This window comes from Achromobacter spanius (genome assembly GCF_002966795.1).
GTDB classification, from domain to species: Bacteria; Pseudomonadota; Gammaproteobacteria; order Burkholderiales; family Burkholderiaceae_B; genus Achromobacter; species Achromobacter spanius_D.
In genome coordinates, this window is the sequence record NZ_CP023270.1 from 743,517 (window position 1) to 758,697 (window position 15,181).

Genomic DNA, 15,181 nt, shown 5'->3' on the forward strand with positions numbered 1-15,181 from the left:
CCCTTACCCTTTCAGCGATAGCACCATGCGTATCTCGGAAACCTGTATCAAGCGCCCGGTGTTCGCGTCGGTCCTGTCGCTGATCATCGTGCTGATCGGCCTGATCTCGTATTCGCGCCTGACGGTGCGCGAATACCCCAAGATCGATGAGCCCATCGTCTCGGTCGACACCACGTACAAGGGTGCGTCGCCCGAGGTGATCGAATCGCAGGTGACCAAGCCGCTGGAAGACCAGTTGGCCGGCATCGAAGGCGTGAACGTGATGACCTCGCGCAGCCGGTCCGAACGCAGCCAGATCAACATCAAGTTCAACCTGACGCGCGACCCGGACGCCGCTGCGGCCGAAGTCCGCGACAAGGTGTCGCGCGCGCGGCGCTTTCTGCCGGACGAGATCGACGAGCCCATCATCGGCAAGGTCGAAGCAGACTCCCAGCCCATCATCTACATCGCGGTGGAATCCGGATCGTTCTCGGCCATCCAGACGTCCGACTACATCAACCGCTACATCAAGACCCGCCTGTCGGTGCTGCCGGGGGCGGCGGAGGTGCGCGTCTTTGGCGAGCGGCTGCCGTCCATGCGCATCTACGTCGACCGCGACAAGCTGGCCGCCTACGGCCTGACGGTGCAGGACGTCGAAGCCGCGCTGCGCAGCCAGAACGTGGAGATTCCGGCCGGACGCATCGAGTCGCGCGCGCGGGAATTCTCGGTGGTGTCCGCGACCGATCTGCAGACCCCGGCCCAGTTTGAAGACGTGATCGTCGCCAACGTGAAGGGCTATCCGGTGCGGATGCGCGACGTGGCCAAGGTCGAGATCGCCGCGGCCAATGACCGTATTTTGTCCCGCTTCAATGGCAAGCCCGCCATCAACATCGGCGTCACCCGGCAGTCCACGGCCAACCCGCTGGAACTGTCCAAGGCGGCGCGCCAGGAAGTCGCGCGGCTGAACGAGACCCTGCCCGCCGGCATGAAGCTGAACATCGCGTACGACTCGTCGGTGTTCATCGAGCGGTCCATCGATTCCGTGTTCCACACCATCGTTGAAGCCATCGTGCTGGTGGTGCTGGTGATCTTCTTCTTCCTGCGCAACCTGCGCGCCAGCATCATTCCCATCGTCACCATCCCGGTGTCGCTGGTGGGCGCCTGCGCGCTGATGTACCTGTTCGGCTTTTCGATCAACACGCTGACGCTGCTGGCCATGGTGCTGGCGATCGGCCTGGTGGTGGACGACGCGATCGTGGTCCTGGAGAACATCTACCGGCACATCGAGGACGGCATGCCGCGCAAGGAAGCGGCATTGCGGGGGTCGAAGGAAATCGGCTTCGCGGTGGTCGCCATGACCATGACGCTCGTCACCGTGTATGCGCCGCTGGCGTTCGCCACGGGGCGTACGGGCCGGCTGTTCATTGAATTCGCGCTGGCGCTGGCCGGCGCGGTGCTGGTGTCGGGCTTCGTGGCGCTGACGCTCACGCCCATGATGTGTTCCGTGCTGCTGCGGCACGAGACCAGCCATAGCCGCTGGTACAACCTGATCGAAGGCTGGCTGAACGGCATGAGCAACGGCTATCGCCGCCTGCTGGGCGCGTCGCTGCGGCATCGCTGGATCGTCGTGGTGATCGGGCTGGCCGTGGCCGCGGGCAGCGGCGTGCTGTTCAAGGTGGTCAAGAGCGAGCTGGCGCCGGTTGAGGACCGGGGCGTGGTGTTCGGCATCGTGAACTCGCCCGAGGGCGCGACGCTGAACTACACGCTGGACAGCATGCTGGGCATCGAGAAGTTCTATGCCGACATCCCCGAAGCCAGCGGCAGTCAGGTCACGGTGGGCTTTCCGACGGTCACGGACGGCACCGCCATCCTGCGCTTGAAGCCCTGGGAAGAACGCGAGCGCAAGCAGCAGGCCATCACGCAGCAATTGCAGCCGCAGTTCGCGTCGTTGCCGGGCGTGCGCGCCTTCCCCACCAATCCGCCGTCGCTGGGCCAGTCGGCCCGGTCCAAGCCGGTGGAATTCATCATCATGAGCCAGGCCTCGTACGAAGAGCTGTCGCGGCTGACCGAGATTTTCCTGACCGAGCTGCGCAAGTATCCCGGCCTGCTGAACCTGGACACCGACCTGCGCCTGAACACGCCGGAACTGCGCGTGCGCGTGGACCGCGACAAGATGGCCGACGTGGGCGCCAACGTGGACGTCGTGGGCCGCACGCTGGAATCCATGCTGGGCGGCCGCCAGGTCACCCGCTACAAGGACGAGGGCGAGCAGTACGACGTGATCGTGCAGGTGACGCCGCGCGACCGCGCCAATCCCACCGACATCTCGGGCATCTACGTGCGCGCACGTGACGGCAGCATGGTCCAGCTGGACAACCTGCTGGGTGTGCACGAAGGCGTGTCGCCGCAGTCGCTCAACCACTTCAACCGCCTGCGCGCCGTGAAGATCGACGCCGCCGTCGCGCCGGGCTACGCGCTGGGCGAAGTGCTGGAACACATGCACCAGGTGGCCCGCGAGGTCCTGCCCAACACGATCATCACGGACCTGGACGGCCAGTCGCGCGAGTTCCGCGATTCGTCGGGCAGCATCTATCTGGTGTTCGCGATGGCGCTGGCGTTCATCTATCTGGTGCTGGCCGCGCAGTTCGAAAGCTGGCGCAATCCGTTCATCATCATGCTGTCGGTGCCGCTGTCCATGACGGGCGCATTGCTGGCGCTGTGGCTGACGGGCGGCACGCTGTCCATCTACAGCCAGATCGGGCTCATTACGCTGGTCGGCCTGATCACCAAGCACGGCATCCTGATCGTGGAATTCACGAATCAGCTGCGCGACGAGGGCAGGGAACTGTTCGAGGCCGTGATCGAAGCCAGCGTGCTGCGCCTGCGACCCATTTTGATGACGACGGGCGCCATGGTGCTGGGTACCGTCCCCCTGGCGCTGTCCACGGGTGCGGGGGCGGAATCGCGCCAGCAGATCGGCTGGGTTCTGGTCGGCGGGCTGTTGCTGGGTACACTACTGACCTTGTTCGTCGTGCCGGTGGCCTATACGTTGATTGCCACTGCACGCAAGAAGGCCGGCAAGTCCGGCAGCGAAGCGGATCACCCGCACACGCCGCCAGCCCCGCAGCCTCAAACCTCTGAATAGACCCGTCGGAATGGAAGCGTCGAAGTAGACGCGTCGGAATCGTTATGCGCCAGATCATCTTTGACACTGAAACCACCGGACTGGACCCTGCACAGGGTCATCGCATTGTCGAAATCGGCTGCGTGGAGCTCGTCAACCGGATGTCGACGGGCAACAACCTGCACATCTATCTGAATCCGGACCGCGACAGCGATCCCGAGGCGCTGGCCGTGCACGGGCTGACCACCGAATTCCTGTCGGACAAGCCGCGCTTTTCCGAGGTTGCGGACGAATTCGTCAAGTTCATCCAGGGCGCCGAGCTGATCGCGCATAACGCCGCGTTCGACGTGAAATTCTTCAATGCCGAACTCGCCAAGACCGGCCGCGGTCCCATCACCGAGTTCTGCGAGACCGTCACCGACTCGTTGATGCATGCCCGGTCGATGTTCCCCGGCAAGCGCAATTCGCTGGACGCGCTGTGCGACCGCTTCGGCATCTCGAACGCGCACCGCACGCTGCACGGCGCATTGCTTGACTCGCAGCTTCTGGCCGAAGTCTGGCTGGCGATGACGCGCGGCCAGGACGCGCTGCTGATCGACGTGGACGACAACGCGGGGACCGGCAGCGACGGCCTGGTGCTGGCCAAGTTCGACGCCTCGGGGCTGCCGGTGCTGTACGCCAGCGCCGAAGAGCTGGCCGAGCACGAGGCTTACGTTGCCGCGCTGGACAAGAGCGTGGGCGGCGAGAGCATCTGGCGCAAGCTCGACGCGCCAGTCGTGGCGGCTGCTTGAAAGTTCTTCCGAGGCGACTTGCACACGTTTAAAAATTCGTGCTATTATTTCGCCTCTTTCGGGGTGGTTAGCTCAGTGGTAGAGCACTGCCTTCACACGGCAGGGGTCACTGGTTCGAACCCAGTACTACCCACCAAAGACCTTCTTGGGGCCAGCGGCTCTTTGAAGAGCCCCAAAATGAAGAGCCCCAATAGACAGCACTTATGTCGCAGCAGTAATTCAGCGATATCGGTCTTGTTCTTCGGGCAGTAAGTATTTCGGGCAGTAAGTACGTCGGGCAGTGATGCTCAAGCAAAAAGCCAACCTTCATCGGTTGGCTTTTTTGTTTTCGATTCATTAATCTTCTTCTGATCTGCCGCAATCTGGCTGCTGCCGGTTGCGACGAGCCTGTTGCACGCCTGTCTATCATCGATAAATCGGCAAATCGCTGCCGAGCAAAACAGGAGAAGGCCATGGGTCCGCATACCAACACCATGCTCATCATCATCTGCACCGGCGTGGCGCTCATGTTGATCGGCTTCGGGTTTCGTGACCGCAATCTCGGCATGATGCTGATGGGCCTGGGCCTTGTCACCGCGATCGGCGCGATCATCTACAAGGCGTACATCACCTTTTACTGACCTCTGACCGCAGGCCCCGCCGGCGGCTTCAGCTTTTCTGCGCCTGCTGTCGGGCCACCCGCGCGAGCAGCGTGTCGAGCTGGTTCGCGAACGCCTTGCGGTCGGACTGGCTGAACGACGACGGGCCGCCCGTGTCCACGCCGCTGGCGCGCAGTTCTTCCATCATGTCCCGCATCGCCAGCCGTTCGCGAATGGTTTCGGGTGAATAGCGTTCGCCGCGGGGATTGAGCGCCAGCGCGCCTTTTTCCAGCACCTGCGCGGCCAGCGGAATGTCGCCGGTGATGACGAGGTCGCCCTTTTCCGCCCGCTCCACGATGTGCGCGTCGGCGACGTCAAAGCCGCGCGGCACCTGCACGGCCCGGATCAGCGGCGACGGCGGCGTGTAGAGCGCCTGGTTGGCCACCAGCGTCAAAGGCACTTGCCAGCGCTGCGCGGCGCGGAACAGGATGTCCTTGATGACGGCGGGGCAGGCGTCCGCGTCGACCCAGATGTGCATGGCGCTTATGCGCCCAGCGCTTTCTCAAGCGCCTCGGCCACGAGGTCGTTGGTCGACACGCCGCGTTCGGCGGCAGCGGCGCGCAGCTTGTCGGCTTGCGTTTGCGACAGTTTCAGCGGGAAAGGCACCAGGCCGGCGGCCTGATCCAGCTTGCGCTGCTCGCGGCGGTCGGGGACTTGGGACGAGGCGCCAAAGCGATCGGGCGTTGCCGATTGCTTGAGTTGGCCGGCCAGCTTGAGGGCCTGGTTCTTTTGAAGATCGAATTTGTTCATCGGAATTCCTGATAGGGAGCGCCATCATAGACGCAACGCGCCTCAGCGCGGTTTGGCGAGCTCCAGTTGGGCAATGCCTTCCTCGGCGCCGTCGTGCAGCGGCACGCTCAGGCCGAGCCGGGCGGTGGCCGCCGACACCTGCGAGCCTTGCGTCGAACCGGCTGCCAGCAGGTCCTGGCCAGCCTGGTAGACCGCGCGCACCACGACAAGCGCTTCGTCGCGCGTGAGGTCGGTGGTGGTCAGCATCAGGGCCGCCACGCCCACGGTGGGGATGCGTTCCTGCTGATTGGGATAGGTGCCGGCTGCGATGTCGAGCGGCATCAGCACGCTGTCGCCGGACGTGAGGGTCTTGATCGCCTCGGCATCGAGCGGCAGCAGCTTGAGCTGCGCGGGAATCAGCGCGTCGCGCAGCGGGGTGGCCGGCACCCCGATCACCTGGGCGGCGGCATCGACCGCCCCGGATTTCAGCAGCGGCAGGGCGGCAACGAACGGCGTATCGGACACCTGGTAATCGCGGCCGGCCTGCAGGCCATGCGCCGCCAGCACGGTTTGCAGCGTGGCGCGCACGGCCGACCCTTCCGGACCCAGCGCGATCGTCTTGCCCTTGAGGTCCCGAACACCGCGCATCGCGGGATCGTCGCGCACGACGATATGGACCATCTCCGGGTACAGGCTGCCCAGCGCGCGCAGGCTGGGAAACGGCCCTTGTCCCGCGAAAGGCCCCGTGCCCTCATAGGCCATTCGCGCGGTGTCGGCCTGCGCCAGGCCGACCACGGCGTCGCCGCTGCGCAGCAGCGCGATGTTGTCGGCCCCGCCGCCAGTGATCAGCGGCGACACCCGGATCTGTCGCGCCCGCGCCACGTCGCTCAGGGCGCGGGAAAAGGCCAGGTACTCGCCACGGTCCGGACCGCCGGCGAGCGGGTAACCCTGCTGCAACCGGGACAGCCGGCCGTTGATGCGCGCCACCGAGCGTTCCAGTTCCTGCTGGACCACATGCTGGGCCGTGCTGGACGCGCTGTAGGTCACCGAATGCGTGATCTGGTCCAGGGTGTCCAGCAGCTGGCGCGTGACGGGCGGCGGCGCGCCGGTATCCAGCGAGGGCGCCTCGGCCGCCTTGAAGCCCGCGGGCGTCACCAGCTTCCACGCGCCGTCGTCTTCGCGGTAGATGGCGCTGGCATGGGCAACGATGCGGTCGCCGGCCTTGTTGCCGCCGGACTTCACGCCGCTGATGCTGCGCGGCCCGGCGCCCAGCAGCGTCACCAGCGACGCCGCGCCGGGCTGGTCCCACGCGCCCAGCGAAATGTCGCGGGTCAGTTCCAGGTCGACGTCGTAATACACGACGCGCCGGGTTTCGCCGGCCGGGGCGGTGCTGTCCGTGGCCGACCCCATCCGCTTGAGATCTGCGATGCGGAACAGGTCCTGCCCATAGGTGGCGTTCAGGCTGCGCGTGACGTCCGCGCGCAGGGCGTCGGCATCGGGCGCGCGGCCGCACGCGGCCAGCATCGCGCACAGCAGGACGATCAAGAGTCTCTTGAACATGGCTACATCCCTCCCACGAACGGCAAGGAGATCAGCGAGCTCAGGACGATCACGTTCAGGATGTCCACCAGGAAGGCGCCGGTGACTGGGACCACGATGAACGCTTCCGGCGCCGGGCCATGGCGGCGCGTGAGCGCCTGCATGTTGGCAATGGCGGTGGCGGTGGCGCCCAGCGCAAAGCCGCAGAATGCCGCGGACATGATGGCGGCCTCGTAGTCGCGCTTGAGCAGCCGGAACACCACCCAGGCGGCATACAGCGCGCAGACCAGCGTCTGCACCGCCAACATCAGCGCCAGCGGACCGGCCAGCCGCGCGACGCTGGACAGGTCCAGCGTCATCATCGTCATGCCCAGGAACAGCGACAGGGAAATCGTGCCGATGATGTCGGTGGCGCGATCGTCCAGCCGGATGCCCACTAGCGGGCCCGCATTGCGGATGAGCACGCCGGTGGCAAGGCACCACAGGAAATTCGGCAGGCTGACCGGCGCGTCTTCCACCAAGCCCGCCAGGATGCCGCCGACGACCAGGCAGACGAACGCGGCGGTCATGGACAGGATGAACGATCCGGCCGTGGGCGGCTGATGGTCTTCGGTGAGGTCGGCGGCCTGGTGGCCTTCGGTTGCGGTGTGATCGAGGCTGCCCGACACCTTGTGGCGGCGCATGATCCATTCCGCCACGGGGCCGCCCACCACGCCGCCCAGCACCAGTCCCAGCGTCGCCGCCGTCATGGCCAACGGCATGACGTCCTGGATGTTGTTGAAATCGGCAAAGCGCGTCGCATAGGCCGCGCCGGTGCCGTGACCGCCCACCAGCGTGATCGTGCCGCCCAAGAGGCCCATGAGCGGGTGCATGTCCAGCAACCAGGCCATGCCCAGCCCCACGGCGTTCTGCAGGACGAGAAACGGGATCAGCGCCAGGAGAAAGGCGATCAGGCGCGGGCCGCCGCGCGCCAGCAGCTTGAGGTTGGCGGTCAGCCCGATGCAGCCGAAGAACAGCAGCAGCAGCGTCGGCTTGATGCTGGTCTCCAGCGAGACGGCGACGCCGCCCCACGTGGACAGCAGATAGGCCAGCACCGCGAACAGCAGCCCGCCCACGATGGGATCCGGAATGCTGTAGCGCGCCAGGACGCCGATGCGCGAGGTCATGACCCGTCCGATGACGAGCACGAGGCAGCAGGCGAGTAGGGATTGGACGGGCGAAAGGGAAATCATATGAACCTTCGCGCCCCGCCGGGGCGCAGCAAGACTAGCTGTTCAAACCCGATGTTCAAACCCGCTGTTCAGGCCCGCGTTCAGGCCACTTGCCGCCGCATCGCTTGCGGACTGCGAAGCTATCTTACGTCCAGCCCAGTGCGCCTGTACACGGGGAGGGGGGCGCCGTCAGGCGCGCAACGGGCGTGCGGCCGGGAAGGGAAAGGCGCGCGACATGTAACTGGCGCCCTCGCCATAGCCCGCCAGTTTTTCGGTCAGACCGGGCGTCTGCGGGGCAAGCGGGGCATAGCCATGACGCATCCAATAGCCGGCCGCCGACGCCAGAGACACCAGGCTGGCGCGCGTCAGACCGTTGTCCATGGCGCTCGCAGCGGCGGCGCCCACCAGCGCCTGACCCACGCCCATGCCCTGCGCCGCCGGCGCGACCGCGCAATCATGTAGAAACCAGTGGTCGGCCCGCGCCGGCAGCGCGGAGAGCGGCACATCCAGAGCGGGCGGCAGGCCCGCATCCCACGGATAGGAAATCAGATAGCCGAGCAGGGCGCCAAAAGACGTGGGTGTGCCGGGTTGGGCGACCCAGCAATACCGCGGCGCAAGCGCAAGGCGGTTCAGGAAAAAGCCGGCGCCCTCCAGCAGAAAGCTGGGATAGGCGAGGGCCTGGGCCTGGAGGATGGCGTCCACGTCGCTGGTCAGCATGGGACGGACTTGGTATTGCATGACAACCCGAAGACTGGAGATGCCCGCCATTTTAGCGGCCGGGTCCGCGCCGGCATTTCATGAAAATTCGACGAGCCCCTGCGCATACTGCACCGCATCGTGTCCCGCATTCCGTCATCGCAGAACCCCATGCACATCCAGTTCCGGTCCGACCCGCCAGCACCGCAGGTGTTGGCAAAATCCCTACCGCTCAGGTCCGTGTGGCCGCCGCAGGCCGCCGACGTGCCGTATGACATCCGCGTCACCTGCGTGATTCCTTGTCTGAACGAATGCGAGAACCTGCGCGTGCTGCTGCCGCTGCTGCGCAACCGGCTCTCCGCGCTGTGCACAAGCTGGGAGATCATCGTGGCCGACGACGGCAGCACGGATGGCACCGACACGTTGATGGCGGAATGGACCGAGCACGAGGGCTTTCGCCACGTGCAGTTGTCCCGCAATTTCGGCAAGGAGGCGGCGCTGAGCGCGGGCCTGGAAGCCGCCACCGGCAACGTGGTCATCTGCCTGGACGCCGACCTGCAGCATCCGCCCGCCCTGATCGAGCTGATGCTGGCGCGCTGGTCCGCCGGCGCCGAAATGGTGTACGCCGTGCGGCGCGACCGCGCCGACGAATCCTGGCTCAAGCGCTCGGGCGCGCGCTGGTTCTACCAACTGCTCAGCAACGCGCGCGGCGTGCAAGTGCCAGCGCACGCCGGCGACTTCCGGCTAATGGACCGCAGCGTGGTCGACGCGCTGATCGCGCTGCCCGAGCGCACCCGCTTCATGAAGGGCCTGTATGCGTGGGTCGGCTTCAAGGGTGAGGCTGTGCCCTACACGCCGGACGAGCGCATGCACGGGACCAGCACCTACACCGGGCTGCGCCTCTTTCGGCTGGCGCTGGACGGCCTTACCGCGTTCACGACGTGGCCGCTGCGCATGGTCAGCCTGGTGGGGGTGGTGTTTGCCGTGCTGGCGCTGGCCTATGCCGCGTTCCTCGTGGGCAACTACCTGATGTCCGGCAACGCCGTTTCCGGTTGGACGACCATCGTGACGGCGGTGCTGTTCTTTGCTGGCGTCAATCTGATATCGCTGGGCGTGGTGGGCGAATACGTGGCCCGCATCTTCGACGAGGTGAAAGGCCGGCCGCTGTTCGTCGTGCGGCGCAGCCGTGGCCGTCCCGCAGGCAAGGCGCAGGGCTGATGATGGCGGATCACATCAAACCGGCGCGCTCCGAATGGACCCCGCCGGCAGGACGGTTTTTGCTGTCCGTCGGCATCTGGCTGGCCTGGCTGGCGTGGATACGTCCGCTGACTTTGCCCGACGAGGGCCGCTATGCCGGCGTGGCCTGGGACATGCTGCGTAGCGGCTCGCACGCCGTGCCGCTGCTCGATGGCATGCCGTACTTCCACAAGCCGCCGCTGTACTACTGGCTGACCGAGCTGTCGTTCTCGGTGTTCGGCGTGCATCCGTGGGCGGCGCGGGTGCCGTCCTGGCTTGCCGCGTGGGCCGCCGCCGCCGGGTTGTACGTCTTTGTGCGGCGTTATCGCGACCCGTTTGCCGCCACGCTGTCCGTGCTGGCGCTTTGCACCATGCCGTTCTTTTATGGCGGCGCGCAGTTCGCCAACCTGGACATGCTGGTCGCGGGGCTCATCACGCTGTGCGTGCTGGCCGCCGCCGACACCGCGCTGCGCGTCGAACGCGGCGAGGGGGCGCGCGGGATGGCCGTGGCTGCCGCGGCGCTGGCCGGGTTGGCGGTGTTGGCCAAGGGGCTGATCGGCCTGGTGCTGCCGGGCGCCATTCTGCTGCTCTGGCTGGTCTGGGAGCGGCGCTGGCGCGGACTGGCGGCACTGGTCTGGCCGCCGGCGCTGCTGGTGTTCGTGGCAGTCGCCGCGCCGTGGTTCGTGCTGATGCAGCTGCGGTATCCCGGCTTTTACGACTACTTCTTCGTCTATCAGCATTTCCAGCGCTTCGCCGCCGCCGGCTTCAACAATGCCCAGCCATTCTGGTTCTACCTGCCGGTGCTGGCCGGCCTGAGCCTGCCGTGGTCGCTGTGGGGCGGCGGCATCCTGCGCCGCGCTTTCTGGGCCGAAGGATCAGCGCGCAGCCTGCGGCGCCTGGCGGCGGTGTGGTTCGCCGTGGTGGTGATGTTCTTTTCGTTGCCGCATTCCAAGCTGATTGGCTATGTGCTGCCGGCGCTGGCGCCGCTCGCCTTTTTGCTGGCCGAGGTCATTCTGACGGCGTGGCGCAGCGACTCGGGCGGAATAACGCCGCGGCTGGTGCGCATCAGCGCCGCCATCGCAGCCGGAATCTGCGTCATCGCCGTGGGCATTGCGGCGTTCAATGGCCGAGGCAGCGCCGCGCCGCTGGCCAAGGTGGTGCGGCAGGAGGCGCGGCCTGACGACACGTTTGTCTCGCTGCACGCTTACCCCTTCGACCTGGCGCTGTACGCACGGGCGCCGCGGCCCACGTGGGTCGTGGACGACTGGCTCAATCCGGAAGTGCCGGTGCGCGACAACTGGCGCAAGGAACTGTACGACGCCGCGAAGTTCGATCCGGTCACCGGCGCGCAGGTGCTGGTCAGCGCCGCCCAGTTCAATGCGCGGCTGTGCGCGGCGCCGGATGGCGCGCGGTTCTGGGTGTGGGGCAATCATGGCGACGGCGGGGTCTACACGCCGCTGCAAGGGGTAAAGCCCATCGTCACCAGTGCCCGCCACGCGATGTGGCTGTTGCAGGCGGACGCGGCGCTTAGGGAACGGCTTTGTGCCGGAACGCCCACAGCCGGCTGGCAATGAACGTCGCGAACGCCAGGCCGATGAGGATCAGCGCCAGCAGCGTGTCGTACGGCACGTTGGTGGCATGTAGCAGCCAGGCGTAGGCCGATTCGTTGATCAAAAAACCGATCGCTGAAATGAAAAAGAAACGACGGGCCGCTAAGGTCCAGGGCACGGGCGAATGCCGAAACGTGAGCCGGTAATGTCCACTGAAGGACACCACGAAGGCGATCATCCAACCGATCAGGTTGGCCGCCAGCGGCGGTGCGCCGAACGCTTCGACGCAGCCCACGGCAACGGCCCAATGCGTTGCCGCGGCGGCGCAACCGACGGCGATGAAAAGGCTGATTTGCCGGATGAGGGCGCGCATGGGGGATTTGATGGACAGAAAGACGGAGAGGCGGCGATGAGCAAACGCGTCGTGGTGTGCGGTGACGATTTTGGCATGAATGCGGACATCGACGAGGGCATGATTGCACTGGCCGGCATGCGGCGCGTCAGCGCGGTCAGTTGCCTGACGCTGGGCCCCACGTTCGCGGCCAATGCGCCGCGGCTCGCCGCGCAGGATGTGGACATCGGCCTGCACCTGAATCTGTCGGAAACGCTGGGGCCGGGCGCTGAACCGATGCCTGCGCTGCGCGCGCTCATCCTGAAGGCCTACGCGGGTCTGCTCGACGCGGCGTGGGTCGACGCGCAGATCGCCCGGCAGTTCGACGCCTTCGAAGCCGCCTTCGGCCGCGCGCCGGACTATGTCGATGGACACCGGCACGTGCATCAACTGCCCGGCATCCGCCAGCGCGTCCTGGCGTTGCTCGCCCAGCGTTATGGCACGCAGGCGGGCGTGCATGCCCCCTGGCTGCGCCAGACCGCGCCCGGCATGCAGTGTGGCATTCCGCTGAAGGAATCGGTCAAGGCACGCGTGATCGGCGCGTTGGGGGCGGCGGCGCTGGCGCGCGAGGCCCGTTCAAGCGGCTTGCGGACCAATCGGCGGCTGCTGGGCGTTTACGCGTTCGACGGCGGCAAGCGCCGGTATGCGCACCTCTTGCAGACCTGGCTGTTCAACGCGCGGGAAGGCGACCTTGTCATGTGCCATCCGGCGTTGGGCAGCAAGCAAGGCAGCGCCATGGACCGCCAGCGGCATGCCGAGTTCGAGGTGCTGGCAGATCCGAAGCTGGGCGACTGGCTCTGCACCAACGGCGTCAGCATCACGCGCCTGGCGTTGACGCAAACGGCTCCCGTGTTGCCCGTGCTGGCACGCGCTATCCCTGCGTAAGGCTTTCCAGCAGCCAGGCGCCCGCCGGCCCCAGCGCGCGGCGCGTGGACCAGACCGCGTCGACATGAATGTGGCGCGGCCAACCCGGAACCTTCAGTTCCACGAGCTGGTCGCGGCCAAAGCGCTGAATCATCCAGCGCGGCAGTTCGGTCCAGCCGAACCCCAGGCTGGCCATTTCCAGCAGCATCAGATAGCCGGGCGCCGACCACGTCGAATGCGCGGGCGTGGCTTCCTTGTCGTCTAGTTCGTAGGTGCTCAGGCGCAGTTCGCGTTCGGTCTTCAGGTGATCGGACGTGACCGATGGCAGGCTGGCCAACGGATGCGAACGCCCCACGCACAGGACGATTTCAGAGCGTTCGGCCAGGCACGCGTGCGCCACGTCCGGCGGATAGCTTTCCTGCGCCGCCATCAGCCCCACATGCGCGCGGCCCTGCTGCACCAGCGCCACCACGTCCTCGTATTCCGCGATCAGGCATTCGAAGCGCAGCGCGGGGTAGCGCGCGTCGATCTGGCTCAGCATGGCTTCGAACGTGCGCGACTGGAACGTGTCGGACAGCACCACCGTGAGCCGGGGTTCAAGGCCTTCCGACAACTGGCTGGCGCTGCGGTTCAGGCGGTCGTTGGCGGCCAGCACCTGCAAGGCCTGCCCCAGCAGCACCTTGCCCGCGGCGGTCAGGGAAGGCTGGCGCTGACTGCGGTCGAACAGCGCGACGTTCAGGTCGACCTCAAGATTGGCGATGGTCTCGCTGATGGTGGACTGGCTCTTGCCCAGCTTGCGCGCCGCGGCCGAGAACGAGCCTTCGGAGGCGACTTGGGCGAAGGCGGCCAGGGATTCGAGAGAGTGGCGCATAAGAAAACTCAGTATCGGTTTTTCCGATGGATATTATCTTTTTCGTAACGGAAATGTCGCGGACAATGCGGTCACTTCATAGCAATCGACCGCAGGTGGGTCATGACCCAAGCCAAGAAAACCCTCAAAGAACGTTTCATCCACGCCTTTCTGTTCGAAATCATCGCCATCGGCCTGTGTGCGCCGGTGGCAGCGTGGGCCATGGGCAAGTCGCTGTTCGAAATGGGCGTGCTGACCGCCGTCATCGCCTGGATCGCGCTGGTCTGGAACATGATCTACAACGCCGGCTTTGACCGCGTCGAAAACCGTCTGGGCTGGACCCGCACCTTCCGCATCCGCGTGCTGCATGCGTTCGGTTTCGAGCTGGGCCTGATCCTGATCGTGATCCCGCTGGCGGCCTGGTGGCTCAACATCAGCCTGTGGGAAGCCTTCGTGCTGGACATCGCGCTGGTGCTGTTCTATCTGCCCTACGCGTTCTTCTACAACCTGGCGTACGACCGCAGCCGTCCCCGCGTGATCGCGTGGTTGTCGCGCCGCAACGGCACGGCCGCCGCCGGCGCCTGACGCCTTATCCCTTCTTGCGCTGGTACGCCTGGCTGGCGTCCTGCATGAAGGTTCTGACCGCGGTTTCGTACTGCGTGCCGCTGCGGAAGGCGCCCGAATGCGAGGCGCCTTCTATTTTCACCAGCCGCTTCAAGTCCGGCGACACGTTGCGCGCGGCGGCAAAGAGTTCGTCGCTCATGGTGTGCGGCACCACGCGGTCCGCGGTGCCGTGCATGAACAGCATCGGCGTGTGCAGTTGCGCCAGCTTGTCCACGGAGGCGAACGGCTGCGTGACCAGCAGGCTGGCGCCGGGGACATTGCCCCATCGCAGCGTGGCCAGCATCGCGCCGATGCTGGTGAAGCTGGATTCCACGATCAGGCCCGCGAAATCCGGCTGCTCCGGGCGCGAGGCCAGGTCGATGGCGATCGCGCCGCCCAGGCTGTGGCCATAGACGAAGCGGCGCGCCGGGTCCGGCTGCAGCCGCGCCAATTCCTTCAGACCCGCCATGGCGTCCAGCAGCGCGCTTTCTTCGGACGGCAGGCGCGGCGTGGACGCGCCAAAGCCGCGGTAATCGATCGCCAGCATGGAATACCCCATGCGGCTCCAGCCGTCGATGCGGAACGCGCTGCCGTTCAGGTTCCAGCGCGCGCCGTGCAGGTACAGCACGGTGGGCGCGCCCTTCTTGGGGCTGGCCAGATACCAGGCGCGCACCTTGTCGCCGTTATCCAGCGTCAGGTCGTAGACCTGCGTTCCTGCCGCAGGATCCCGCCACCAGGATTGCGGTTCGGACTGCGGCGAAAAAATGGTCTGGCGCTGCCAGGAATCGAGCTGAGTGCAGCCGACCACGCCGGCGGCGACGATCAGAGAGGCGGCAAATAGCCGGCGGGCGGAGAATCGGGGCAGGGCGGGCATGAATGGTCTGACCCGGCAAGTCGGGCCAGGTTCCGGCATCAGCATACTCCGGCGCGGCTGCCTGAAGCTTGTCCCGATTTATGCCGAGCGCGGGATGGTCTGGGCG

15 protein-coding genes and 1 tRNA gene are annotated in these 15,181 nt (G+C 66.1%); 8 read left to right on the forward strand and 8 right to left on the reverse strand.

Going from position 1 to position 15,181, the window contains the following annotated elements; translation table 11 throughout:
- Positions 1-25 precede the first annotated feature (25 nt).
- From CLM73_RS03335 to CLM73_RS29095, 4 genes are all read left to right on the forward strand, one after another.
- Entirely contained in the window at positions 26-3,124 is a 3,099-nt protein-coding gene (locus CLM73_RS03335) for an efflux RND transporter permease subunit (protein ID WP_105237311.1), read from the forward strand.
- Positions 3,125-3,168: 44 nt separating this feature from the next.
- Positions 3,169-3,894, forward strand: coding sequence for a DNA polymerase III subunit epsilon (gene dnaQ, locus CLM73_RS03340; RefSeq protein ID WP_105237312.1), 726 nt, complete (start codon positions 3,169-3,171; stop codon positions 3,892-3,894).
- A 61-nt stretch (positions 3,895-3,955) separates the two neighbouring features.
- Positions 3,956-4,030 (forward strand) — tRNA-Val (locus CLM73_RS03345).
- A 316-nt stretch (positions 4,031-4,346) separates the two neighbouring features.
- The gene (locus CLM73_RS29095) at positions 4,347-4,514 is read left to right on the forward strand and encodes a hypothetical protein (protein WP_199778245.1); all 168 of its coding nucleotides are present in this window, start codon (positions 4,347-4,349) and stop codon (positions 4,512-4,514) included.
- A 28-nt stretch (positions 4,515-4,542) separates the two neighbouring features.
- Here CLM73_RS29095 and CLM73_RS03350 read toward each other — a convergent pair whose 3' ends face one another.
- The 5 genes from CLM73_RS03350 to CLM73_RS03370 all read right to left on the reverse strand — a co-directional run bounded on the left by CLM73_RS03350 (position 4,543) and on the right by CLM73_RS03370 (position 8,728).
- Positions 4,543-5,010 (reverse strand): YaiI/YqxD family protein, encoded by a 468-nt coding sequence (locus CLM73_RS03350; protein WP_105237313.1) that lies wholly within the window; start codon positions 5,008-5,010, stop codon positions 4,543-4,545.
- 5 nt (positions 5,011-5,015) lie between these two features.
- Positions 5,016-5,282, reverse strand: a complete 267-nt coding sequence (locus CLM73_RS03355; protein WP_105237314.1) for a hypothetical protein — start codon at positions 5,280-5,282, stop codon at positions 5,016-5,018.
- Positions 5,283-5,324: 42 nt separating this feature from the next.
- Positions 5,325-6,821, reverse strand: a complete 1,497-nt coding sequence (locus CLM73_RS03360; protein WP_105237315.1) for a TAXI family TRAP transporter solute-binding subunit — start codon at positions 6,819-6,821, stop codon at positions 5,325-5,327.
- A 2-nt stretch (positions 6,822-6,823) separates the two neighbouring features.
- Positions 6,824-8,032, reverse strand: coding sequence for a sodium/glutamate symporter (gene gltS / locus CLM73_RS03365; protein ID WP_105237316.1), 1,209 nt, complete (start codon positions 8,030-8,032; stop codon positions 6,824-6,826).
- Positions 8,033-8,200: 168 nt separating this feature from the next.
- Positions 8,201-8,728, reverse strand: a complete 528-nt coding sequence (locus tag CLM73_RS03370) for a GNAT family N-acetyltransferase (protein ID WP_105241362.1) — start codon at positions 8,726-8,728, stop codon at positions 8,201-8,203.
- Between the two features lie 150 nt (positions 8,729-8,878).
- Between CLM73_RS03370 and CLM73_RS03375 the strand changes: the two genes are divergently transcribed.
- Positions 8,879-9,925, forward strand: a complete 1,047-nt coding sequence (locus CLM73_RS03375; protein WP_105237317.1) for a glycosyltransferase family 2 protein — start codon at positions 8,879-8,881, stop codon at positions 9,923-9,925.
- A gap of 2 nt (positions 9,926-9,927) precedes the next feature.
- Complete coding sequence (locus CLM73_RS03380) at positions 9,928-11,517, forward strand: ArnT family glycosyltransferase (RefSeq protein WP_105241363.1); 1,590 nt, start codon at positions 9,928-9,930, stop codon at positions 11,515-11,517.
- On the opposite strand, the gene CLM73_RS03385 is transcribed toward CLM73_RS03380, so the two are convergent.
- A complete protein-coding gene (locus tag CLM73_RS03385; RefSeq protein ID WP_105237318.1) occupies positions 11,471-11,866 on the reverse strand; it encodes a GtrA family protein in 396 nt (131 codons plus the stop codon). The two genes, CLM73_RS03380 and CLM73_RS03385, sit on opposite strands and share 47 nt — an antisense overlap.
- 36 nt (positions 11,867-11,902) lie before the next feature.
- On the opposite strand from CLM73_RS03385, the gene CLM73_RS03390 reads away from it, so the two are divergent.
- On the forward strand, positions 11,903-12,769 hold the full coding sequence (locus CLM73_RS03390) for a ChbG/HpnK family deacetylase (RefSeq protein ID WP_105237319.1): 867 nt from the start codon (positions 11,903-11,905) through the stop codon (positions 12,767-12,769).
- Here CLM73_RS03390 and CLM73_RS03395 read toward each other — a convergent pair.
- Complete coding sequence (locus tag CLM73_RS03395; protein ID WP_105237320.1) at positions 12,756-13,619, reverse strand: LysR family transcriptional regulator; 864 nt, start codon at positions 13,617-13,619, stop codon at positions 12,756-12,758. The two genes, CLM73_RS03390 and CLM73_RS03395, sit on opposite strands and share 14 nt — an antisense overlap.
- A gap of 102 nt (positions 13,620-13,721) precedes the next feature.
- Between CLM73_RS03395 and CLM73_RS03400 the strand changes: the two genes are divergently transcribed.
- On the forward strand, positions 13,722-14,183 hold the full coding sequence (locus CLM73_RS03400; RefSeq protein WP_105237321.1) for a multidrug/biocide efflux PACE transporter: 462 nt from the start codon (positions 13,722-13,724) through the stop codon (positions 14,181-14,183).
- A 4-nt stretch (positions 14,184-14,187) separates the two neighbouring features.
- Here the strand turns inward: CLM73_RS03400 and CLM73_RS03405 are convergent, their stop codons facing one another.
- Positions 14,188-15,075 (reverse strand): alpha/beta hydrolase, encoded by an 888-nt coding sequence (locus CLM73_RS03405; protein ID WP_105237322.1) that lies wholly within the window; start codon positions 15,073-15,075, stop codon positions 14,188-14,190.
- Between the last annotated feature and the right edge of the window lie 106 nt (positions 15,076-15,181).